At 69.4% G+C, this 22,823-nt stretch carries 20 protein-coding genes; 9 read left to right on the top strand and 11 right to left on the bottom strand.

Going from position 1 to position 22,823, the window contains the following annotated elements; genetic code table 11:
- Window positions 1–2: 2 nt before the first annotated feature.
- Together ACWCP2_RS06420 and ACWCP2_RS06415 are read right to left on the bottom strand one after the other, a co-directional pair.
- On the bottom strand, window positions 3–692 hold the full coding sequence (locus ACWCP2_RS06420) for a GAF domain-containing protein (RefSeq protein ID WP_450907445.1): 690 nt from the start codon (window positions 690–692) through the stop codon (window positions 3–5).
- Between the two features lie 219 nt (window positions 693–911).
- Window positions 912–1,685 (bottom strand): response regulator, encoded by a 774-nt coding sequence (locus tag ACWCP2_RS06415; RefSeq protein WP_450907444.1) that lies wholly within the window; start codon window positions 1,683–1,685, stop codon window positions 912–914.
- 112 nt (window positions 1,686–1,797) lie between these two features.
- On the opposite strand from ACWCP2_RS06415, the gene ACWCP2_RS06410 reads away from it, so the two are divergent.
- Window positions 1,798–3,402, top strand: coding sequence for a sensor histidine kinase (locus ACWCP2_RS06410; protein ID WP_450907443.1), 1,605 nt, complete (start codon window positions 1,798–1,800; stop codon window positions 3,400–3,402).
- A gap of 720 nt (window positions 3,403–4,122) precedes the next feature.
- On the opposite strand, the gene ACWCP2_RS06405 is transcribed toward ACWCP2_RS06410, so the two are convergent.
- Window positions 4,123–4,329, bottom strand: coding sequence for a hypothetical protein (locus tag ACWCP2_RS06405; RefSeq protein WP_450907442.1), 207 nt, complete (start codon window positions 4,327–4,329; stop codon window positions 4,123–4,125).
- A gap of 604 nt (window positions 4,330–4,933) precedes the next feature.
- On the opposite strand from ACWCP2_RS06405, the gene ACWCP2_RS06400 reads away from it, so the two are divergent.
- Both ACWCP2_RS06400 and ACWCP2_RS06395 read left to right on the top strand, forming a co-directional pair.
- Window positions 4,934–5,323: a hypothetical protein gene (locus ACWCP2_RS06400; RefSeq protein WP_450907441.1), complete on the top strand. Its 390-nt coding sequence runs from the start codon at window positions 4,934–4,936 to the stop codon at window positions 5,321–5,323.
- Window positions 5,324–5,420: 97 nt separating this feature from the next.
- Entirely contained in the window at window positions 5,421–5,600 is a 180-nt protein-coding gene (locus ACWCP2_RS06395; protein ID WP_450907440.1) for a hypothetical protein, read from the top strand.
- A gap of 787 nt (window positions 5,601–6,387) precedes the next feature.
- On the opposite strand, the gene ACWCP2_RS06390 is transcribed toward ACWCP2_RS06395, so the two are convergent.
- Window positions 6,388–8,019, bottom strand: coding sequence for a penicillin-binding transpeptidase domain-containing protein (locus tag ACWCP2_RS06390; protein ID WP_450907439.1), 1,632 nt, complete (start codon window positions 8,017–8,019; stop codon window positions 6,388–6,390).
- Between the two features lie 404 nt (window positions 8,020–8,423).
- Between ACWCP2_RS06390 and ACWCP2_RS06385 the strand changes: the two genes are divergently transcribed.
- Together ACWCP2_RS06385 and ACWCP2_RS06380 are read left to right on the top strand one after the other, a co-directional pair.
- Window positions 8,424–8,942: an NUDIX hydrolase gene (locus ACWCP2_RS06385; protein ID WP_450907438.1), complete on the top strand. Its 519-nt coding sequence runs from the start codon at window positions 8,424–8,426 to the stop codon at window positions 8,940–8,942.
- A gap of 353 nt (window positions 8,943–9,295) precedes the next feature.
- Window positions 9,296–9,820, top strand: a complete 525-nt coding sequence (locus ACWCP2_RS06380; protein WP_450907437.1) for a hypothetical protein — start codon at window positions 9,296–9,298, stop codon at window positions 9,818–9,820.
- A gap of 316 nt (window positions 9,821–10,136) precedes the next feature.
- Here the strand turns inward: ACWCP2_RS06380 and ACWCP2_RS06375 are convergent, their stop codons facing one another.
- From ACWCP2_RS06375 to ACWCP2_RS06350, 6 genes are all read right to left on the bottom strand, one after another.
- Window positions 10,137–11,006, bottom strand: coding sequence for a MurR/RpiR family transcriptional regulator (locus tag ACWCP2_RS06375; protein WP_450907436.1), 870 nt, complete (start codon window positions 11,004–11,006; stop codon window positions 10,137–10,139).
- A 136-nt stretch (window positions 11,007–11,142) separates the two neighbouring features.
- Window positions 11,143–12,432, bottom strand: coding sequence for a cyanophycinase (locus tag ACWCP2_RS06370; RefSeq protein ID WP_450907435.1), 1,290 nt, complete (start codon window positions 12,430–12,432; stop codon window positions 11,143–11,145).
- A gap of 177 nt (window positions 12,433–12,609) precedes the next feature.
- Window positions 12,610–13,824: a M20/M25/M40 family metallo-hydrolase gene (locus ACWCP2_RS06365; RefSeq protein WP_450907434.1), complete on the bottom strand. Its 1,215-nt coding sequence runs from the start codon at window positions 13,822–13,824 to the stop codon at window positions 12,610–12,612.
- Window positions 13,821–14,573 carry an amino acid ABC transporter ATP-binding protein gene (locus ACWCP2_RS06360; RefSeq protein WP_450907597.1) on the bottom strand — a complete coding sequence of 251 codons (753 nt, stop codon included), beginning with the start codon at window positions 14,571–14,573 and terminating at the stop codon, window positions 13,821–13,823. Before ACWCP2_RS06360 ends, ACWCP2_RS06365 begins: the two co-directional genes overlap by 4 nt.
- 8 nt (window positions 14,574–14,581) lie before the next feature.
- Complete coding sequence (locus ACWCP2_RS06355; RefSeq protein ID WP_450907433.1) at window positions 14,582–15,544, bottom strand: amino acid ABC transporter permease; 963 nt, start codon at window positions 15,542–15,544, stop codon at window positions 14,582–14,584.
- 2 nt (window positions 15,545–15,546) lie between these two features.
- The gene (locus ACWCP2_RS06350) at window positions 15,547–16,500 is read right to left on the bottom strand and encodes an ABC transporter substrate-binding protein (protein WP_450907432.1); all 954 of its coding nucleotides are present in this window, start codon (window positions 16,498–16,500) and stop codon (window positions 15,547–15,549) included.
- A gap of 280 nt (window positions 16,501–16,780) precedes the next feature.
- On the opposite strand from ACWCP2_RS06350, the gene ACWCP2_RS06345 reads away from it, so the two are divergent.
- From ACWCP2_RS06345 to ACWCP2_RS06335, 3 genes are all read left to right on the top strand, one after another.
- Window positions 16,781–18,214 (top strand): pre-peptidase C-terminal domain-containing protein, encoded by a 1,434-nt coding sequence (locus ACWCP2_RS06345; RefSeq protein ID WP_450907431.1) that lies wholly within the window; start codon window positions 16,781–16,783, stop codon window positions 18,212–18,214.
- 207 nt (window positions 18,215–18,421) lie between these two features.
- Window positions 18,422–18,631 carry a hypothetical protein gene (locus tag ACWCP2_RS06340; protein ID WP_280919233.1) on the top strand — a complete coding sequence of 70 codons (210 nt, stop codon included), beginning with the start codon at window positions 18,422–18,424 and terminating at the stop codon, window positions 18,629–18,631.
- Between the two features lie 39 nt (window positions 18,632–18,670).
- Window positions 18,671–19,249 carry a DUF4383 domain-containing protein gene (locus tag ACWCP2_RS06335; protein WP_450907430.1) on the top strand — a complete coding sequence of 193 codons (579 nt, stop codon included), beginning with the start codon at window positions 18,671–18,673 and terminating at the stop codon, window positions 19,247–19,249.
- Window positions 19,250–19,300: 51 nt separating this feature from the next.
- Here ACWCP2_RS06335 and ACWCP2_RS06330 read toward each other — a convergent pair whose 3' ends face one another.
- Window positions 19,301–21,337, bottom strand: a complete 2,037-nt coding sequence (locus tag ACWCP2_RS06330) for a glycosyltransferase family 4 protein (RefSeq protein ID WP_450907429.1) — start codon at window positions 21,335–21,337, stop codon at window positions 19,301–19,303.
- 152 nt (window positions 21,338–21,489) lie between these two features.
- Between ACWCP2_RS06330 and ACWCP2_RS06325 the strand changes: the two genes are divergently transcribed.
- Window positions 21,490–22,812, top strand: a complete 1,323-nt coding sequence (locus tag ACWCP2_RS06325; RefSeq protein ID WP_450907428.1) for a glycosyltransferase — start codon at window positions 21,490–21,492, stop codon at window positions 22,810–22,812.
- The last annotated feature ends 11 nt before the right edge of the window (window positions 22,813–22,823 follow it).

Genomic DNA, 22,823 nt, shown 5'->3' with positions numbered 1-22,823 from the left:
GGCTACTGCGTCCCGCCCCTTGGTTGCGCGACCGGGCCCCTTCCCGGCCGCGCAACTATCGCGCGCAAATCGGAGTCCGTCAATCCGTCGGATGGGCCCGGGGAGAGGCGCAGGTCGTGGCGCAGGCCGTGGCACCGGTTGTGAAAGTTCGCCCGCCCCAGGGAACAGCCGGCGCTCCTGAAAGCCGCGCAGCTGTGGGAGTTCGCGACCGAGCTGCGGCCCCCGCTGGAGCTGACCGCCCGGGCCGGCTCCACCACCTCCAGGCCCCAGATCCACAAACGCCTGCCGGGCCTGCCCCGTCTCCATACTGACGACCAGTGCGTCCTCTTGTGGCTGGTCGACGACGAGGACACCGAACGGGCCAGGGTCTGCAGGGCCTGCGTCTGCGACGGAGTGAAAGGGCGGGGGGGCTCGTCGACGAGGCAGAAACTGCCCAGGATATGCCCGCCCGGGGCGACCACCGGGTAGCCGGCCCATGCCCCGATGCCGAGCGCACCGACGGCGGCGAGGTCCTTGATCCGAGGATCGGTGGCCTCGTCCTCGGCGATCAGTTCACGGCCGATTCCGATGAGGATGTGGCGGGGGACGTCGCGGATGGCTTCCTCCCCGGCCCGAAGGGGGGTCCATCCCCAGCACGGACTTCCAGAATGAACGGCGGCCGTCCGCGACGCTGAAGAACGCCTTCTGCACACCCGTGATCGACATCACCAACTGCGCGAGAGCTTGTCGAACGCCCCCTCGGGACGGGTGTCGAGGAGCCGCGAAGCGGCGGCGACCGCAGCCAACCGAGCCGGATCAAAAGTCGGCCCAGGCGAACCACCCAAAGATGAAACCCCTCCAACCCCATCACCCGATAACAGCCTCACCGCCAGCTCAGCGCCATCCCTCACCCCGGCGCCATGAACTGCGGTTCAGTTGCGGGGCGGGTGGGTCGCGGTGTCGAGGTAGAAGGCGTCGATGCTCTGGACCGCCCTCTCGAACTCTTCCAGGTTGACGGGTTTGGCCACGTAGGCGTTGGCGTGGCTGGTGTAGGCGCCTTCGACGTCGTCGGGGGCGGTGGAGGTGGTGAGGACGACCACGGGGATCGTATGGAGGCTCTCGTCGCTCTTGAGGATCTTGAGGAGGTCCCGGCCGTTCATGCGGGGCATGTTGAGGTCCAGGACGATCAGATCGGGGCGCACGCTCGTCGGGTCGCGGAGGTGTTCGAGGGCGGCGACGCCGTCGGTGACCTGGATGAGGTTGCGGGTGCCGCACTCGGAGAGGGCTTCCTCGATGAGCATGGCGTCGGCCATGTCGTCCTCCACGAGGAGGACGTCGAAGGGCCGGGCGGGGGTGGTCATCATCGGATGCTCCATGGGTGATTCGTCGGAATGCTGGAAGAGCCCCGGCCAGCGGCGCCGGGCGCCCTGGCGGGTCATGCCGCACGCGGCACCGATCTGCGGATAGCCGGCGCCGGCCCGAGCAGCGGAGAGGGCCGCGCTCCGCTGGAGGCGTTCGGCGGCCTGCTGGAACTCGTCCAGCAGGTGGAGCAGGGACAGGGCCCGCGCCGGGTCCCCCTCCGGCGCATGGGGGTCCTCTTCCAGGAGTTGATGGGCAAGATGCCTCGCCAGTTGGCCGACCGCCGCCTCCGCGACTGCTGCCGTCTCCTCAGGGGTGATCCGCAGTGTGAAGTTCTTGCCAGCCATAACCCGCACCTTAGGCGCATTCCGACCCCGCGACAACAACTGTTGTCAACCCTCCTCTACAGTGACCTCGGCCGCGTCGGTGCGGGCGGCAACACGGCGGAGGACACGCGGCATGAGCGGAACCACGAGACCGAGCACGCGACGGATCGCCACCTGGACGACGCGGCGCTGGCTGCGCGCGGGCGTGGCGGCCTCGCTGGCCGTTCTCACCGTTCTCGGAACGGTCGGCGCGTGGGTGCTGGGGCAGACCCAGTCGATCAGCGACGAGCTGGTGAACGAGAAGTCCCCGGCACTGAGCGTCTCCTTCCGGCTGGAGTCGGCGCTGCTGAACCAGGAGACCGGCATCCGCGGTTACGGCCTCACCGGTACCACGGACTTCCTCGAGCCCTACCGGCAGGGCCTGACCGAGCAGCGAACCCACATGGCCCGCCTACGGGAACTCCTGCACGCAAACCCCGCCCGCTCCCAGGACCTCAGTGCCGTGGAGGAAGCGGTGGGGGCCTGGCAGGAGAGGATCGCCCGCCCCATCGCCGCATCACCGCCCGGCGCCCCCTCAGCCCTGGCCACCGAGCAAGCCGAGGAGGGCAAGAAGGCTTTCGACGCCGTTCGTACCGCCCTGTCGGGCCAGCAGGAGCATCTGCGCACGGACCGCGCCCAGGCAGTCGGGGACCTCTCGGACACCGTGGAGCTGCGGAATGGGGTGTTCACCGCGATCGCGCTGGTCATCGTCGCCCTGACCGTGCTGGTCTTCGAGGGGCTGCGCCGCGGCATCACCCGCCCTCTGGAGCAGCTCGGCGCCGACGCCCGCATCATCGCGGCCGGCACCTTCGACCACCCCATCACCCCGACCGGCCCCGCAGACCTGCGGCGGCTCAGCAGCGAGATCGACTTCATGCGGCGCCGCCTCGTGCGCGAGCTGGCATTCACAGAGGAAGCCCGCCTGCGCCTGGACGCGCAGGCAGCCGACCTGCAGCGCTCGAACACCGAGCTGGAGCAGTTCGCGTACGTCGCCTCGCACGACCTGCAGGAGCCGCTGCGGAAGGTCTCCAGCTTCACGCAGCTCCTTCAGCGCCGCTACGGCGGCCAGCTCGACCAGCGTGCGGACCAGTACATCGAGTACGCGGTCGACGGCGCGAACCGCATGCAGACCCTGATCAACGACCTCCTGGACTTCTCCCGCGTCGGCCGGGTCCACCACGAGCTGCAGAGCATCGAGCTGGAGACGGTCCTGGAGCGGACCGTGTCCTCTCTCAGCGTCAGCATCGAGGAAACCGGCGCGGAGATCACCCATGATCCCCTGCCGTCCCTGGTCGCCGACCCCACCCAGATGGGGATGCTGTGGCAGAACCTGCTCGGCAACGCGATCAAGTTCCGCCGGACCGGCCAGACACCGAAGATCCACGTATCGGTTGAGCACGAGGACGCTCTGTGGCGGTTCGCGGTCACCGACAACGGCATCGGCATCGCTCCCGAGTACGCGGAGAAAGTCTTCGTGATCTTCCAGCGCCTCCACACCAAGGACACGTACTCAGGCAGCGGCATCGGCCTGGCCATGTGCAAGAAGATCGTCGATTTCCACGGCGGCACCATCGCCATCGACCCCGCCTACCAGGACGGCACCCGCGTCACGTTCACCCTCGCAGACGAGCCGCCCAAGGCCGCAGGTATCTCCACCCTGCCCGAGGCCGTCCGTGCCGGCGTGGGGCAGTCCACATGACCGTCTCCGCCACGGACGACACGAAGCCGGCCCCACAGACCCCGCCTACAGCATCCTCCTCACCGAGCACGACGAGGCGAACGCCATCCTCGGCAAGGAGTTCCTCCACAACCCCGGCCTGCGGTCCGAACTGACCACGCGGACCAGCCTCACGCAGGCCCGCACCACGCCGGCCGCGAGCCGAATCGGCTGCGTCCTGTTCGACCTCCACTGTCGCCCAGCACCGCGTCGGGCTAGATGGGCCACGCGCCCAAGCCGGTCGCGGCCACGTTCCGCACGTGCGGCCGAGTCATCCTCCGTCGAGGCCGCGACTGAACTAGGGACGCATCGCGGGCTGTTTGCCAGGCAGATTCCGGAGAACTAGACCGGACACGAGAGGTCTGCCATCTGCCCCGAGGAGATCATGATGCGACAAGAACCGTTCGATCTGACGTCAGTCCTCGCCCGAGGTGCGGCACCCAGCAGTCCGCCCTTCTGGCTCGTCGCGATCATCCTGGTCGCTCTCGTAGGCGGGGCCTTTCTCGTCACCAGGTTCCGCAAACGATGACCACTCCGGTCAGCCTCCCCCGCCGGGAAGCCCACGCCGAGCCGGCCCCCGGCTCTACTGGTTCCGGCACAGGCGTAGCTGCCAAATCCGTGCCCCGGCCGCCGGTTGCGCGGCGGAGGGGGCACTGATCGACTGTCACGGGGGGCCGGGCCGTGGTGGGCTACCGCATGCTTCTACGCCCCGTCGGAGGTGCCGTCGTCGTTCCAGTGAGGGTCTTCACGCCATTGTTCGTTGCGGTCGTCCACGGTCTGCAGGGCCGAGGCGGCTTTCTCCCGGGTCGGGTAGGGGCCGAGCCGGTCGGGACCGGGTTCGTTCGCGACGGACTGAGTTCGGGTGTCGAAGTACCACTCGTGATGCCCGGCTGGATCATGGTTGCTCATGCCCACTCTGCTGCTCGGCATGAGGGCCGCCAAACCCGGCTGAAGGCGGTGATCTCCGAGCGCGGGCCCGGCAGGTCGCGTCCCTGGTCGATAACAGACGTCTGAGACCCGCACTCTGTGGGAAATTCGCGACTGCAGGCCGCTAGGGGTAGGGAAGCAATCAGGTGGCGGCCAGGATGCCCCTTGGCCGAGCTCCTCCGAACCTTGCGGCCCCCACTCAGCATCGAGAATCGACAACGGCCGCACAGGGCCGAAAACGGGGGGGGAACACCATGAAGACTGCCACCCGCACGAACCCCAGGGCCTGGAAGTCCTACGTCCTCGGAGCCGCGACGCTCACCTCCCTGCTCCGTCTGATTCGAGCCGCCGAAGCACAGGGCGGTCTCGGTAGCGGGATCGAGCGAGCCGCCCTCGGCGCGGACGGCGACCCGGGTGGCCGAGCGCCACGTCCAGGACCAGCTCACCGCCTGGCCCCACCGCCCGGTCTGCCGGCGCCTCCACCTGGACCGTTGTCGTGGCGGGCCCGGCTCCTGCCGCGGGATACCGTGTTCCTCTACGGGGTGCCATAACGGATGTGACGCCCCCCACCGGAGGTAGTCAGCGTATGAGTTCAAAGCGCAGCAAGAATCCAGCCCTGCCCGTACTTGACGACGCAATGCGACTCGCGTCGGTCAAGGACGCCGAAGAGTCCACCCGTGACTTGGCCGCGCGACTGGCCACCACCGAGCTGCGCCGCGTTTCCCACCCGGGCCGGGTCACCTGGGAGCCCACCGATCAGGCTGAGCCCGTACCGGTCCCGCCGACTGTGGTCGACGGTGACGGGGACCTCTGGCTGCGGGACCGGGGCACTGGCACCTGGACCATGCCCGAGTTCAATCCGAAGGAGTTCCCGGCCCGCTGTGGCGAGGTTCTGACGTGGAACGAGCTTGCCTGCGAATTCGGCCCGCTCACCGCGCTGGCCGACGACCGCCGCATCGGCGGCGGCCGGCGCTGACCACGCGGCCTTCTGGGATGACCCCGCCTTGAAGCGCCCGTTACGGGTAGCTGGGAGCTCCAGCTAACCGCCTACCTCGGCTTATGGCGGCCAGCAGGTGGCTCCAGGTCACCTCGACGCCGCCGACGACAAGCTGCACGGCCTCAAGCGCGCCCTCACCGACGGCCGGCCACAGCTGGTAGACCTCGGCATGCCCGTCTTCACCGATCAGCCAGTCGCGAACTCGGCCAGGACATCGCAGTTGAGCCTCTCCACGTCCATCACCCTCGGTGGTTGAGGCTCAGCTCGTGATCAATTCTCGCCGCGGAACGATCGCGCTCGCGCTTGCAATCGACGGACACGGTCGCCTAGAGCACCACACGGGCGGCGCTGTAGGCGCGCCTTGCTGTTGGCGTACCGTCGTCGCCTCTCAGGTCCATCGGCCCGATCTGATCAACTGTCCCATGGCGCGGCGGCGGACAGCTCCGGCACCGAGGTCGTCGCTCTGCAGGTGGCCCACCGGCAGGCGCTGAGCGTCAGCGGGACGGCGTCGAGCAGCGCATCGCGGCCCTGGAGGAGTACGCCGCGCAGGTTTGCGAGGCCGATCTGCGCTACCAGGAGCGCCAGCAGATCCAGCGCCTGGTTGAAAGTCCGGTGGGGTCAGAGCTCCGGCCGGTCTCGCCCTGTCCACCGACCACCCAGTAGTCAGCCCGGTGCAGGATCCTCTGCCACCACCGGCCCAACATCGGCCGTACCCGCTGAGCGGCCGCAGTGACCGGGGCCGGCACAGTAGGCGTCGCGACGACGGCGGGCCGCTGGCTGCCCTGATGGTGCACCGTCGCATTCCTTGCTCCGGCGAGGTGGTCAGATGCGGACTTCCCCAGGGGTAGGCGGCGACGTTGCCGTGCTCGGGCCTCTGCGGGCGGAAGCCGTGCCCGGTGCCTTCGTCCGTCGGGAAGGGAGTGGACGCCCGCTCCGCGCGGGTGGCGAGGGCGGGGTGCTGGGCTTGGGCGGCGTTGATGTACGCGAGGGCGCCGACGGGCCCGGCCGACCGGCTTCGCGCTGTCGGCCGGGCCGTCTCCGCCCTACCGTGCGTTCAGCACGGACGCTACGACGTCGCCCGCCGGCCCGCTGCCGTAGCCGCCGGACTGGACGACCGAGCCTGCGGCCAGATCGTCCGCGTAGCCGGTGAACCAGCTGTTGGAGTCGCTCTGCCCATCGACCTCGGCCGACCCGGTCTTGGCTCCCTTGTCGCCGCTGACCGCGGACATCGCCTTGGCGGCGGTGCCGTCCGTCGCGGCGGCGCCCATCAGGCTGCGCAGGGTGGCGGCCATGGTCCCGGGCAGCGGCTGGGCGGTGGTCAGCTTGGCCTTGATCATCTCTCTGGGCACGATCACCGGCTGGCGGAACGCGCCGTTCTTCACGGTCGCCGAGAGGGAGGCGACGCTGAGGGCGTTCATGGTGACCTTGCCCTGGCCGATGTAGGAGGCGGCCGTCTCGGGGCCCTTCGAGACCGGGATGCCGGCGTCCGTCGAGGCGATACCTATGGACCACACCCCGCCCAGGCCGAAGTATTTCCGGGCCGTCTGGCTCAGGGCGGTGTCCTCCACGCCCTTGGCGTTCAGCGGGCCCAGCGCCTTCATGAAGAAGGTGTTGCAGGAGCGGCGGAAGCTGTCCCGGAAGGTGCCGTTCTCGATGAAGAAGTTCTTGTTGTTGTGGAAGGTCGCACCCGACCAGGTCACCTCCTTCGGACACTCGACCGGGGAGGTCGGTCCGCCGACCAAGCCGTGCTCCAGCATCATCGCCGCGGTCACGACCTTCATCGTGGAGCCGGGGGCCTGTGCCCCCTCCATCGCCACGTTGAACCCGCCGGCCTGGCTGTTGGCGACCGCGCTGATCTCGCCGGTGCTGGGCCGGATGGCGACCACCGAGGCCCGGTCGTACTTCTTCACCGCCTGCTCGGCGGCGGCCTGTACGTCGGCGTCCAGCGTCGTCTGAACCTTCTTCGTCTTTCCCTTGACCAGGGTGAGCAGCGTCTGGTTCGGCGCGTCGGCCTCGGCCGGCTCGATCCAGGTCTCGACGCCGGGCTCGCCCACGGCCCCGACCGCGTACCGGGTGCGCAGGGTGTCCAGCACGGGGGCCAGCGACGGGTACTCCTCGGCCGTCAGCTCCCGGCCCTCTCGGTCCATCGCCTGGATCGAGCCCGTCTTCGCCTTACCGGTCCGCAGGGTCGCGCCCTCGATCAGCTTCGGGTGCAGCACCGTCGGCCGCCAGTCCACCAGCGCCCGCCCGCTGCTCCTGTCCCGCACCACGGTCAGCTCCGAGGCGTACGCCAGCTCCTTCTGGTGCCCCTCAAAACTGACGGTCGCCTTCACCGTGTACGACACCTTGGCGCTGCTCGCCGCGCCGGGCGTGACCACGGCGTTCTCCACATGCCCGCTCTCCCGGAAGCCGCGCAGCGCCTCCGCGGCCGCCGCCGGGTCGTCGGTCAGCGTCCCCGCCGCCTCCGCGTCCCCGCGGGCCCACGCCGCCAGGAAGTCCCGCGATGTCCGCTCGACCTCCTCGGTCGTCACCTCCCCCGACCCGGACGCGTCCGCGCCACCGATGTCCGCAGCGCCCGAGTCCCCACCCAGCATCTCGTGGCCCGCGAACCCCACGCCGCCCGCCACCAGGACGAACACACCGCCGATCAAGGCGGTCTTCACTCCGCTGCGCATGGCGCAGTCCCTCCCCCGAAGGCCCCGTACGGACGACCTGGCGTACGCACGATGCCCATTTGAACACGTTCAAGACATAGATACCTATGCACTCTACGGGGCCGAATGTCACCCCTGAGCCGCCAGAAACGATCGTTACCCGACCGGAACGCACACCGATTCGCGCCTTACGCGGACTCAAGCTGCGAACCGACCGTCCGCGCCCGGCCGTACAGCTCCCGGGCCGCGGCGTTCTTCCGGTCCTCCAGCGCCTTGTGCCACGTGGCGCAGGCGGTCTCCGGATGGCCGAACTGTGACTGCCGCTCAGCCGGGTTGGCCCGGTGTCGTACTCGGGCCCGGTAGGACACACGGCCCCCTAGGCGGATGACAGCTCGATGTCAGAGGCTCGTCGTACTCTCCGGCGGATGACACACCATCTGATCGCTCCGCGCACGCTCGAAGCTGCCATCTGCGATGCCAAGCAGGCGCTGGCTGAGCACGACCATGCCTTGAAGTGGCTGCTCCGCCCTGATGTCTCGCAGGACGGTCCGCTTGCAACTGAGGTATGGGTGTTCGATACGACCCTGACGCACGTCCTGCTGGTGGATCACCGCTGGCGCGGGTGGGTGGCCCCCGGCGGCAAAGTGGATGAAGGCGAGACTCCACGAGAGGCAGCCGTGCGCGAAGTGTTCGAAGAGACTGGACTGGTCGTGGAACCTCTTCGGGCCCCGGCGGCCGTCACGGTTCGCTCGTATCACCCTGACTGGCCGGCTGTCATGGGTGTGTCGTTCATGGCCGTCGTCGACCGCCAGGTTGTGCTGGCCCCAGAAGACGGGCAGCCTGCCGCGTGGGTGCGCCTGGACGAACCTTGGCAGGGGTACTTCGCTGACGATCGCCTCCGGATGAGGCAGTGCGTCGACTGGATCAGAGTGGGCGGCCAGTGAGCTGTGGCGTGGTCCGGTGCGGGGCTGACGCTCTGCAGGCGCGTCGCGAGGGCAGCTCATGGTGCGGGGCCGCCTGGAGATGACCATGCCGCAGCCGAGCCGCGTGGCAGGTCCGCCCGGCCCGCGCGTCCGCGCCTGCCGGGCGAGTTCACCGTTGAGGCGGGCATCTGTACCCCGACTGTGAGACTCCGACCGCGGGCGGTGGTGGAGCGGTACGCGACGGGGAACGAGGAGTTGTACGGCTGATGCCCCGTGCTCCGACCGGAGGGGCCGGGAGGTGTTCCGGCGGATCCCCGTGGCAGACTCCTCCCTCGAACACGGGGGCGAGCGGCCCTCTGACCTGGGGTGGGGCTATGAGTAGGACGAAGTGGGCTGCTGTGATGGCGGCGGTCATCGCGCTCGGCGCGGCGGGCTGCGGTGGCACGGGGGCGGGAGCCGCGTCCGTCGCGGTGTCCCCCCGGCCGGAGGGCACCGGGCCCCTGACGCGGGAGGTCGTGCGCACGGACCTCGACAGCTCGGCGGCGGCCGCGAAGGCGCCGGCCACCGACGCGGAATGGGCCGCCATGCCCGAGGATGCCGAGCCCGGCTCGCTGTCCTCGTGCGTCGTCGCCTTCAAGGGGTTCGAGACCGATGGCGCACCGCTCGACCATGAAAGGTTCGAGGCAACGCTGCGCGAGCTGGGCAGGCGCGGATGGAAGCAGGTTGGAAAGCCGGAGCAGGTGAAGGACAAGAACGGCGAGGTGTGGACCTCCAAGGTGCTCCTGGACCAGCGAGGCTGGAGGATCGTCGCCGAGTACCGGGACGGACCGCCCGGAAATGGCACGATCTCCTTGCCTGCCTTCGAGAACGCATGTGTGGATGCTCAGGGCGGGCATTGAGCACACTGGGCATCGACAGGGCGGGTGTGGACACGGTTGTCGAACATGCGCAGGCCACTGCCTGTGGGAGGTTGCGCTACATCGTCGGACTTGATCGGGACAGCGCCGGCGTGGTGACGCCGCGCTGTCGCTTGTAGTCGATCCCCAACGATCCCGCCCGGACCACAGACACCACGTTCACCGCAGCCGTCGACCCGCCCGGCTCCGGCGATGGATCGCCTCGGTGGGAGGCGACGCCGCGGGATGTTCCGTGCTCTGGTCGCAGCACGCCGGGGCGAAGGGTGGCTGCCGTTGGTGGGCCGGAGGGGTGCGGTGTTCAGTACAGGCCCATCCGGCGGGCGGTGTCCTCTCCGTGCTGCATCCGCTGGCGAGCGCCGTCGCCGAGGGCGGTGAGCACGCCGGCGACGACGGTCTCGATGATGGCGAGCGTAGGGACGAGGCTGTCGTAGGGGGAGGGTGCGGCGACCTGGCTCGGCAGGACCACCTGGGCGTGCGCGGCCGCGGGCGAAAGCCAGACGTCGGTGAAGAGGATCACCTTGCCGCCCTGCTCTTGGACGAGTTCGGCGATGGCGAGTTTGTCCGGCTCGTAGCGCCGGTAGTCGAACAGGACGAACACATCGCGTCGGTTCACCGCTGCGAGCTGAGCGGTCCGTTCGACGTCCCGGTCGTGCAGGAACCGGACGTCGTCGCGTACCTGCATGAGGTGCAGCCCGAGGTACTGGGCGAAGAGGTTCGTGAACCGGCCGCCGGCCAGGGTGATGCGGCGTTTGCCGTCCGAGAGCAGTGCGATCGCGTGTTCGAGATCGTGCGGGGGTAGTTCGGCGAGGGTCTGGGCCACAGCGGCGCTGAAGAGGTTGCTGCCGCGCTGGAGGAGGGAAAGGTCCTCGGCTCCGTCCTGGCTGCGGCCGTAGTCGGTTGCCTCGTAGAGGGAGAGGGGGGAGGCATTGCGTTCGTCGAGCTCTGCGCGGAGTGCCGTCTGGAAGTCGGGGAAGCCGCGGTAGCCGATCCGGTTGATGAAGCGCAGGACGGTCGGGGTGCTGACGGCGGCGCGTTCCGCGAGGACGGCCATGGTTTCGAAGCCGGCTGAGGGGTAGCCGGCGAGGAGCACGCGTGCGACCTTGCGTTCGGCGGGGCTGGCGTCGCCCAGCTTGAGGCGGATCTCGTCGGCGAGCGTGCCAGGGGCCATGCGCTGGGTCTTCCTTCGTATGGGTCGGTGCAGGGGCGGGTCGAGGTCGAGCTTAGTGTCGGGCGTCGGCGGGTGAGGCCGACCGGAACCCCCGGGTTCCGGCCGGCCCTGTCGCCCGGAGTGCGTCAGGGCGCAGTCACTCGGGAGCGACGGCTATCCGAAGGCCGGTGACGGTGTGCGCGGTGGCGCCGTCGCCGGTCCAGGCGGTGAACCCGGGTTGCTTGCTGAAGGTGACGGTGAAGCGCGGGCCGGTCTCGAAGGTGCTGGCCGTGGTGGTGCGCTGGGTGCTGGCCGACAGGGCGCGGGCGGTGTTCAGGAAGGAGTAGGGGATCCCTGCGGGGTTGGCCGGAGAGGAGAAGACGTCCGCGTTGGCGGGCACCGGTGAGGCGGACAGCGGAATCAGGGGCCGCTTGCCGGTGGCGGGCAGGATCTGCCAGCGGTGGGGGTCGTAGCGGTCGCCATGGGAGAGGTAGGTGTAGCGGGCGCCCGTCAGGACCCATCCGCCCTGTGCGTTCGTGCTGGTGCGGGCTTGCCGCAGATCGAGAATGGCGACGCCTTGCGGGCCGAGGACGCGCAGTCGCTCGCGGGGGGTGCTGGGATCGTCGACGACCAGTGCGGTGTTCTCTTCCAGTGCGTACACACGGTCGTGTCCCGTGTCGGCGGCGAGTCGCAGGGCTCTGCCTTCGCGCCCGTTCGTACCGGTGTGGGTGTCGATCAGTCCGGAGCTGAGGAAGCCGAAGCCGCCTTCGGGGAGGTAGCCGAGCCGGGCCGGGTCGTCGAAGTAGCCCGGGCTGCTGCCGTCGCGCAGTCCTTCGTAGGAGTCGCCTCCGGTGACCATGTCCGCTCCTGCCGCGATCTGCGCGCCGGCGCTGGATCCCGATACCACGGCCCCGGCGGCGAGCTTGGTCCGGATGGCGGCGAGCACCTTGGAGTCGGTGTGTGCGGAGCCGTGGAGCAGGGTGGTGACGTAGCGGTACTGGTCGCCGCCGCCGAAGAAGAAGCCGGTCATGGAGTTGACCTGCCGCACGACCTCGTCGGAGTCGGCGTTGGTGATGTGGTCGAGGTCGATGGGGATCCACTGGGCGTCGGCGGCGCCGTGCAGTTTGAAGAGGCCGGCGTAGTAGGCGCCGTTGCAGGCGGAGTTGCTGCAGTTCTCGGGGTCGCCCGCGTCGGGATCCTGGCTGGCGGGGACAGAGGCGGCCGTGAGGACTCCGATGCGTGCGTTCGATCCGCCGGCGCGCTTGATGATCTCGCCGTAGACCTGTGTGTTGTCCGCTTTCAGGCCGCCGCCGATCAGGACCAGCGAGCCGCGGGCGCCGGCCGACGCGCTGGTGTGGGCCTGGGCGGCCGGGACGAGGGTGAGGCCGAGTACGAGAGCGGCGCTGCCCGCCAGCATGGTGCGGCGGGCTCTGGGCGGGACGGGCATGGGGATGCCTCCTGTGCGTGGGGTCGGGTGGTGGCCGGGACCGCGGCGGTGGTTGGCTGCCGCGGTCCCGGCGGGGGCCGGCAGCCCGGTGCGTGGTGGGAGGGGCTGCCGGGGCTGGGTCCCGTACCGGGCCATGGCGTGATCGAGGCGGTACGGGATGCTCATGCGGGGGGGGTGTCAGCTGGTGCGGCTGTCGCCGAGGCCGGCGACGAGTGAGGCCAGGAGGGCGACTCGGGCCGGGACGGTGGAGGTGTCCAGCCATTCCTCCGGGGTGTGGTCGGCGCCGCCGACCGGGCCGAGGCCGTCCAGGGTGGGCACGCCGAGACCCGCGATGAAGTTGGCGTCTCCGACCCCGCCGGTCGCCGCGCCTCCAAGGCTGATTCCCAGCCCTGCGGCCATGCGCCTGGCCCGGTCGAACATCTGGCGCGAGGCGGGCGTGTCCTCCATGGGCGGGCACAGGTCCAGTCGCTCGACCGTCGCCGTGGTCCCGGCGACGGCGGGCCGGGCGGCGGCGGACTCGATCGCACGGTGGGCCGCTGCGAGTCCGGCGGCGGTGGCCGAGCGCACCTCGACGCGGAGCTCGGCTTCCGCGCAGACGATGTTGGTGCGGCTGCCGGCCCGTACGACACCGACGTTGACGGTGACGTCGTCCCAGTGGCCGTTGAGGGACTGCAGGCTCACGACCAGATGGGCGGCGGCCAGGGCGGCATTGGCTCCACGCTCCGGCTCGATGCCGGCGTGCGCGGCCCGGCCCGTGACGCTCACACGGAAGTCGGCTACGCCCTTGCGGGCGATGACGAGGTCGCCGTTCTCCCGGGCACACTCCAGGGCGAGCGCGAAGTGGGCGTCCCGGGCTGCCGCTTCGGTCACGGGGCGGCTCGCGGGTGAGCCGATCTCCTCGTCGGGTGTGGCGAGGAAGACGAGTTCGGCGTACTGCCCTGTGCGGGTCTCCTCCAGGATCTCCAGCGCGGTGATACCGGCCAGCAGGCCGGCCTTGTCATCGCTGACACCAGGGCCGCGCGCCGTGTGGCCGTCGAGGTGGAAGGGTCTCGCCGCGGCGGCTCCGTCGTCGAAGACGGTGTCGAGGTGTGCGACGAGCAGGAGGCGCCGTCCGCCCTGCTCGACCGGAAGATCGCCCGGTTTGCGGGCGACGATCATGTCCCCGACGGGGTTCCCGTGGGCCGGTTCGAGGGCCACGCGCTCGACGGCGAATCCGAGCCGCAGCAACCGGTTCTGGGTCCAGTCGGCCATCCGGTTCACGCCGATGGGGCTGTAGGAGCCCGAGTCGATGGCAACCAGGCCGGCGAGGTCGGCGAGGTAGCCGTCCAGGCGCGCTTCGGCGTACGGAAGCAGCGCGCCTGATGGCAGCTGCTCCCGTGAGGGGGCGGTCACAGGACCTTCGAGAGGAACGCGCGCGTGCGTTCCTGCCGGGGTTCGACGAGGACCTGGCGCGGGTCACCGGATTCGACGACGACGCCGTCGTCCATGAAGACCGCGGTGTCGCCCACCTCGCGGGCGAAACCGATCTCATGGGTGACCACGACCATCGTCATGCCGTCCGCCGCGAGTCGGCGCATCACGTCCAGGACGTCCCCGACCAGTTCCGGGTCGAGCGCGGAGGTGGGTTCGTCGAAGAGCATGAGCTTGGGTTTCATCGCAAGGGCTCGCGCGATGGCGACGCGCTGCTGCTGCCCCCCTGAGAGCTGCGCCGGGTAGTGGCCCGCCCGGTCCCCGAGGCCCACCTGCTCCAGCAGATGCCGTGCCTCGTCCCTGGCTCTCGGTTTGTCGGTCTTGCAGACGTTGACGGGGGCTTCCATGACGTTGTCCAGGGCGGTCATGTGCGGGAAGAGGTTGAAGCGCTGGAAGACCATGCCGATCTCGCGTCGTCTCGCGGCGACTTCCCTCTCGCGCAGTTCGTGGAGCCTCGATCCGCTCTGGCGGTAGCCGACCAGGTCGCCGTCGACGGCGAGTGTGCCGCCGTCGACCCGGTCGAGGTGGTTGATGCAGCGCAGGAAGGTCGACTTGCCCGAGCCGGAGGGTCCCAGCAGGCAGCACACCTGGCCGCGTTCGACGGTCAGGTCGATGCCCTTGAGGACTTCGAGTTTCCCGAAGTGCTTGCGCACGCCCTGGGCATGGACCATGGGGACGTTCATCCGGCCGTCTCCTCGGTGGTCTTCTTCGTACGGGCGGGCTGGGCCAGTGCGCCGGCGAGCATGCGGCGCAGGGGTGAGATGCGGCCGCCGCGGTCGGACCCGCGGCCGTAGCGGCGCTCCAGCCATGCCTGCGGGATGCCGAGCAGGGTGACCAGGCCCAGGTACCAGAGGCTTGCGACGACGAGCATGGGGATGACCTGGTAGTTCTGCGCGTACACGTCCTGGATGTTGGACATCAGGTCGTGCGCCGAGATGATCGATACCAGGGCGGTCATCTTCAGCATGTTGATCGTCTCGTTGCCCATCGGCGGGATGATCACCCGCATGGCCTGGGGCAGCACGATCCTGCGCATGGTCTGGGCGGGTCGCATGCCGAGGGAGTGCGCCGCTTCGCTTTGGCCTGGGTCCACCGACTGGATGCCGGCCCGGACGATCTCCGAGGCGTACGCGGCCTCGTTGAGGCCGAGTGCCAGCAGGGCTGCGACGGCCGGGGTGAGGAGGGAGTTCGTCTCGACCTGGAAGAAGGTGACGCTGGTGAACGGGATGCCGATCTTCACGTACTGGTAGAGGGCCGCGGCGTATCCCCAGAAGATGATCTGGACCAGCAGGGGGGTGCCGCGGAAGAACCAGACGAACAGTGAGGACATCGCGTGGAGAACCGGGTTGGACGACAGCCGCATCACCGCGACCAGCGTGCCCAGAACGAGCCCGAGAGCCATCGCCGCAACGGTGAGCCACAGCGTGGTGACGAGCCCGGAGAAGATCAGGTCGGCGAAGAGGAAGCGACCGACGATCTCCCAGTGGAGATTCCCGTTCTTCGCCAGCGATCCGGCCACACCGATGAGTGCGGTGGTGGCCGCGGCGGCGGCGATCCAACGGCCGTAGTGGCGCAGCGGAACGACGGTGAGCTGCTGCGGGGCCGGACGGTCGAGGTCCGGCGGGACTGTGGTGGTGGTCATTTCTAGTCCACCGCCGCGTTCTTGGTGGCCTCCTTGACGGCGATCGAGGCGACACCGTACTTGTCGAAGATCTTGGTCACGGTTCCGTCGTCGATCAGGGCCTGCAGCGCCTTGTGGATCGCGTCGCTGAGCTGGGGCAGCTTCTTCGAGACGGCGATTCCGTTCGGCGAGGCCCCGTAGCCGCCCGCGGCAGCCGGATCGTCGACGACCTGGAAGGCGTTTCCGCTGTCGGCGGTCTTGGCGGTCCAGCCCGCGGCGGGCTTGGTCTGCACTTGGGCGACGACCTTGCCGGAGCGCAGGGCGAGCTGCGCGTCGGAGTCCTTGGGGAAGGTCTGGATGTCGACCTCGCCCTTCCCGGCGGCCCTGCACTTCGCCTGGTGTTCCTTGAGGAGGTCCAGCTGGTTGGTGGCCGCCTGCACGCCGACCTTCTGGCCGCACAGGTCATCGAGCGTGGTGATCTTCTCGGGGTTGCCCTTGACCACCATGATCCCGGAACCGGAGACGGAGTAGTCGACGAAATCGACGACCGCCTGGCGCTCCTTGTTGTCCGTCATCGCCGACATCGCCGCGTCGAACTTCCCGGCCTGAAGGGCGGGCACGATGCCGTCGAACTTCTGAGGCGTGAAGGCGAACTTCACGCCCAGCTTGGCCCCCAGCGCCTGCCCCAGGTCGTAGTCGAGGCCGGTGAGTTCCGGCTTGCCCTCGGTCACGAACATCTCGAACGGCGCGTAGGGCACGTCCGTGGCCACGCGCACGGTGCCGGCCTTCTTGATCGCGTCGGGCAGTGCTTCGTGCAGCGCGGTGTCCTTCGTGACCGCTGTCCCCGCGACGGTGGCCGGCTGTCCGCCGGCGGCCTTGGGGGTGTCGGCAGCGGAGTCCGAACAGGAGGTGAGGGTGGCCAGCGCGGTCGCGGCCGTCAGCGCCGTGATCAGGTTTCTGGACAGACGGGTGTTCATCAGGCGTATGCCTCTCCGGTCTTCGGGGGGCCGACGGGGCGTTCGCCGTCGACCACACGGAAATTACAGAATGGTTGTGCTGCTGGCTAGATGTAGTGCTCGTTACATTGCGGTAACGGGCGCCTCTCCGGCCGCACGACCATGCGCGACCCGCCGTTGAACTGGTCAGATCACCCACACCTCTCACGGCAGACGGTGATTCATGCTCTACATCTAGCGTTCATTCGGCCTGACTTGTAAGTTCCGCTCCACCACCGCACCCCCACTCCCTGGAGAAGCCATGGGCACACGGATCAGCCATGCCTCGCTGGCCTCGGCCGCCGTAGCACTGTTCACCCTCGCCGCCACGCTCACTTCGACCTCCAGCGCCCAGGCAGCCGCCACGCGGGTCCGCTCGGGCAGCAGCTCGGACGTCAGCCGCACGTCGTGGCAGGGCCCCGCCTTCACCATGAACGGCGACGGCAAGATCATTCCCGGATCCATGTCCGCTGCCATCGACGCCATCCGCGGCGGAACCGGCAGCCTGGACGTCGTCGTACTGGCCGGCTCCGCCCCCACCTCGGGCAGCCCCACGCCCGAGTGCGACGCCGCCATGGCACTGCCCGGTGTCAACTCCTGTACCACCTGGACCCTGACCGCGGCCGCGGACGGCAACAACAGCCAGGTCAACACCGACATCCGCAACGCCGAGTTCGTCTACTTCGCCGGCGGTGACCAGTGCCGCTACGCCGCCTGGAAGGGCAGCGCGCTGGAGGCATCCGTCGAGTCCGTGGTGGCCAAGGGCGGTGGCTCGGGCGGCGGCAGCGCCGGCCACCACATCAACAGCCCCATCGTCTACGACGCCTGCAAGGGAAGCGTCACCAGCGCCGAAGCCCTCGCGAACCCGTACGACAGCTACATCACCTTCACCACGGGCATGTTCGACTGGGCGAACTACGGCGGAGTCATCAACGACTCCCACTTCACCACCCGCGACCGGATGGGCCGCACCATGGCCTTCGTCGCCCGCGCCATCAAGGACGGCCGGACCTCCGGCGGCAAGGCCTGGGGCGTAGGCGTCGAGGAAGGCAGCTCGCTCCTGCTCGACAAGAACGGGTCAGCCACCCTCTACGGAAGGGAGGCCTTCGTGGTCCTGGGCGACCACCAGCCGGAGCAGGCATCGTCCGGCAAGCCGCTGACCTTCTCGAACTACAAGATCTGGCGCCTGGGCCCCGGGCAGAGCTACGACTTCAAGAACCGCCCCACCTGCGGCTACTACCTCCGAAGCGTCACGAGCGGAGTCGCCGACCCCAACCTGTACACCGGCACTCCCCAGACCACCTGTTCACCGGCCGGCGGCACGTCCACCCTGGCCGAGACCGAAGCGAACGACACGCGAGCCACCGCCGACGACGCAACCGCCCTCGCCTACCCGGCCGCACTCACGGGCAGCATGGAGTCGACCGGCGACCGGGACTACTTCCGCGTCACCTTCGCAGCCGGCGAGCGCGTCACCATCCTCTGCGCCATCCCCGACGGAGCCTACGACGCCGACCTCTACCTCCTGGACTCCAGCGGCAGCACCATCGCCCGGTCGGTGAACGACGGAGCAGGCACCGACGAAAGCCTGACCTTCACCAGGACCGCCTCCGGAAGCGGCACCTACTACCTGGAGCTCGACGCCTACCAGGGATCGGGCAGCTCCCCCTATACGTGCACCCTGGCCAAGGACTGAGCCGTGACGTGTGCCGGACCGGCGGCCCCCGTCCGGTCCGGCACCCTCGCGCGCGGCCGAAGGACGCCCGTAACGAGACGAACCACCGAAACAATGCATAAAGGGTGCAAGTCGCCCTCCATGTCGTCCGTGCATAGGTTCGGCACGTCAGATACCTCTTCGGGGGATCGAGCGCTTCTCCCGGAATGATCAGAAGGAGACGTCGTCATGATCGTCAAGAAGCTGCATGACGCGGGCGTCAAGAGCGAACATGCCTACCTGGCGGCAACCCTGTCCATCGGCCTGTCGCTCGCATCGTGGCTCGCTTCCAACAGCCGCGAGGACATCGAGCGGGCGGACCGGTGGGGCATCTTCGTCGGGGAATGGGCTCCCACGTTCTTCGGCCTCGGTCTGGCCCTCGCGAACTACGAGCAGTGACACAGCCGCGGACCGACACGATCCACCGGAGGAGCCGACATGAAGCTGAGTGACGAGCTGCCCGTCGATCACCACCTCGCCACCGTCTACCGCTACGGCGCCCTGCTCTGCGGCCTGATCCTGCTCGCCTTCGGGATCCTCGGCTTCGCCGATGCCCTGCGCCCGTTCGACACGCAGGGCGAGACCATCGCGGGGATGACGACGAACACGACGCTCAGCGTCATCTCCGTCGTGGTCGGACTCGCACTTGCCGCGGGCGCCTTCATCGGCGGCAACTTCGCCTCCACCCTCAACATCACGGTGGGAGCCCTGTTCCTGCTCAGCGGCTTCGCGCACATCTTCGTCCTCGACAAGGACGCCAACGTGCTCGGCTTCGGGATGACGAATGTCCTGTTCAGCTTCGTCATGGGGCTGATCATCATGACCTTCGGAATGTACGGCCGCGTCTCGAGCAAGCTCTCCCACGACAACCCGTACTGGCAACGCCGCCACGGCCGCGAAACAGACCGGTCCGCGCAGGCACGTACGGCTCTCACCAGCGGGGGGACCGGCACCGTCGCACGCGTCGCGCCCTCGGATCCGGCAAGCTCCCTCAGTGCGGGTGAGGCCTCGCGATAGCTGTCCGGGGAGGCCCCGCGACCGAGGCGCTCGCCCGCTCCGGGGACCGGTTCATGCGCGCTGGACCGCCGTTCTGGTCTCCGGGAGCCTCGTGTAGACGGAGGCGAACTCCAATGCCGCGGCGTCAATGGAATAGCGCGACCGGACCGTCGCCCGAGCGCGACGGGTCATCGCATCGATGACGGCCGGATTCAGGTCCAGCAGCCGCTTCAGGCCTTCGGCCAGGTGCTTGGGTGACGAGGTGTCCAGGAGGATTCCGTTGACCTCGTCGTGCAGGTAGTGCGGAATGCCGCCTCGGCTGGTTCCCGCGACCGGGAGTCCCGCGTCCATGGCCTCCAGCACGGCGATCCCGAACTCCTCTTTCGCGCTGGGGCAGACGTAATGAGCCCGGCCGGTGGTCTTCGAGCCGGCCAGCGCCCGCTCGAGGCACCGGACCGTGTGGTTGGGCATCGCCGGTACCAGTGCCAGTCGCGCGGCGGCGTCCGGGTGCTCGGCGAGCAGATCGGCGATGGCCGAGCGCACTTCCCGTTCCGCCGGGTCTCTGCCTTCCTCCCGCGCGGACCCGCCCACCACGACGAGCGTCGAGTGGAGGTGGAGACCGGATTCGATCCACGCTCGGACCAGGACGTGCTGCTGCTTGAGCGGGTGGAGGCGGCCCACGGTGAGCAGCAGCGGCAGGTGGCGCGCGGCGGGTTCGAGTGTCCGGGGAAGCCCGGCGGCGAAAAGGCCCTCCAGCAGGCGCCTCTGCCTCTGTGTTTCGTCGCCGGCGGGCTGGTAGGCGGTGATCCCTTCCTGGGGTGCGCTGGGTCCTTCTCCGCCCCGGAGTGCGGCGAGCTGAGGGAAGTACCGGACCAATTCGCCCGTGCCGCCCCGGCCGGGGATGCCGATGACCTCGTCGGCACGGTCGACGAGCCTGTCCGCCGCGAAGACGCGGTGAAGGTCTTGGCGAATTTCCTCCGTTGCGGACTCGGTCTCTTCGGCTGCCGTGGGTCCGGCATGCCGGTCACTGAGGCGGCGGTGCGGATCGGGTGTCGCCGTGAAGATCAGGCGGGCGCCCAGTCGCCGAGCGGCTTCGGCAACGGCGAGAGACCTGTCGTCCGCGTATCTCACATGGACGAGATCGGGCCGCCGGTCCAAGCCATCCAGGACCGTGTTGGTCCACCAGGTCAGGGCCATTCCGGCGGGAACCTCCGCGGTGGTCCGGTCGTGGGGGTCGGTCGGCAGGGTCAGCGCCCAGTGCCCGTCTCCCCGGCCGCGCAGAAGGTCCGGCTTCTCACCGAGTTGCCGAGCGTCCTTCGTGACGAGAGTGATCACCGCGTCGATGCATGGAGTGCGTGCGAGGGCGTCGCCCAAACCCGCGAGAAGGACTCCGAGGCCTCCGCTGCCGCCCTCCCCCGGGCTGTCCATCTCGCCCAGCAGCATCGACTGCACCACCAGCAGGCCGTCGCCACTCGGGAAGGCAGGAGCATCGAACAGCCGGCCGCCGCCGGCGGCCGTCAGCAGAAGGCGCTCGTAGGCGTCACCGCCCTTGTCGGGCGACGGGAGCATCTTCCGCAGGTGGGGGTGGTCCGCGAGGTGACGCCACAGAGCGAGCCTGGCCGGCCTGGCGGTGAGAAGCCGCCTGCGGGCCAGGTCGGCCCATTCGCGCGCGTCCAGCACGTGCAGGCGCCCCGCGGTGGCGAGGTCGATCAGGTGGGCCAGGGTCCCGGGGTCGGTGCAGCACTGGATCGCGTCGCGCAGTTCGCGGCGGACGCGCCCGGTGTCGTACTGCGGAAGCGACAGGAGCCAGGCCTCGGTGACCGTGCTGCGCAGCCGGTGATCCCCGCTCAGCGCTTCGGCCAGAAGCTCTTCGGGCGCCTTGGCCCTTCCAAGCCTCACGTCGCGACGCAGGGAAACCGTTCTCTCATCGAGGGGATCGGTCAGGAGGCTGGCCGGATGCGCGCAATCGCCTGGGAGGTACTCGGCATGCAGGAAGGACGCCAGCGTGCCCAGGTCGAAGGGGGTCCGCAGTGCTGCCTGGGGAGCCCAGAAGCTCTGGCGGGCCGCGACGAAGGGGTCGGTCCCGTCCTGCGGGGTGTGTGCGTCCACGGGGCGCTGCTCTCGCTCGGGCGGATGGTCACCTCCCCTTCCGCCGGGCCCACGGGTTCGGATGCGTACAGATGTCCGTCCTGCAAGTGCCTCCGGATTCCGGTTTCGCGCAGAAGAGGACCCGATAGTCGTCTGCCGGAAGTAGGTCCCTCATGCCGCGAGTCACCGTGATCGCTCCGCCGTTCCACTCGCACGCGGCCCCCTTGTCCGTGCTGGCCGGCGAGCTGCGGGCAGCGGGAGCCGAGGTCACGTTCGCCTGCGCGGAGGGCTTCGCACCGCTCGCCGCGGCCGCGGGGGTGGACTTCACGCCCCTGCGGGTCGGACGCAACGCGAACACGGGAATCGCGCAGCGCACGGTCCAGGCACGGGCCGAGGCGCGACGGCTGGAGGAGTTCTTGGAGGCCACACGGGATGGGGCCGTTCCCGCTCTGCTCGTCCAGGCTCGCCACCGTGAGGCAGACATGCTGGCCGACCCCGAACGGCTCCTCGCGGACCTGGCGGCGCTGCATGCCCGGCAGCCGGCGGACTGGTACGTCGTGGACCAGCTGAGCTACGCGGTGACACTCGCCCTGCACTGTCTGGACCTGCCGTACGCGACGTTCTGTCCCGGCCATCCCAGCTATCTGCCGGCTGCGCCGGGCTCCCTGTTCGGGGTTCCCTACGCCTGGCCGAAGGCGGTGCGACCGAACGACACCGACCTGCGGACCCTGCGCGGCGTGGCGCAGGCCAACGACTCCTCCTTCACCGCGCTGTTCGCGCGTTTCATCTCCCGCCACGCTCCACACCGACCCGTACCGAGCCGGGCCTTCGCCCTGTGCTCTCCCCGCGCTGTCGTGCTGAACTATCCCCAGTTGGACTGGCTGCCCTCACGCCCGGAAGGCCCGGCCTACGTGTTCACCGGTCACCTCACGCCCAGCGGCGCACTGGACCCGGGCCCCGCGTGGAACTCCGAAGTGGTTCGGCTGCGCGAGGCCGGTCGGCGCCTCGTCCTGGTCGCACTGGGGACGTTCCTTTCAGCCCGGGGGGACGTTCTCGAGTCGGTGACACGCGGCATTCTTGCCGAGCGCGACGACACGTCGGTGATCCTCGCCGCCGGGGACCAGGCAGAGGCGTTGGCGGGCTTGGCAGGCCCCCGTGTGGCAGTGGCCACGACGGTGCCGCAGCAGGCGCTGCTTCGGCAGGTGGACGCCATGGTCCATCACGGCGGCAACAACTCCTTCACCGAATGCCTGGCGGCCGGCGTGCCCGCGCTCGTGCTGCCCTTTTCCAGCGATCAGTTCTCCGTCGCCCACGACGCCGAAAGGTCGGGCGCGGGCATGTGTCTCGACCCGCACCGTCTGGACTCGAAGGAAGCGGGCCAGGCAGTCTCCAGACTGCTGGACGCCCCCAGGCACGCCCTCGACGGACTGCGCGGGCACGTCCGTGCGCACGGCCCCCGGCACGCCGCCCGGCAACTGATCGCGCTGATGGCCTGACCCGAGGGCGG

This window comes from Streptomyces sp. NPDC002104, from assembly GCF_053593795.1.
Note: the sequence above shows the minus strand (reverse complement) of the source record. Positions and strands in the feature narration are given on the sequence as shown.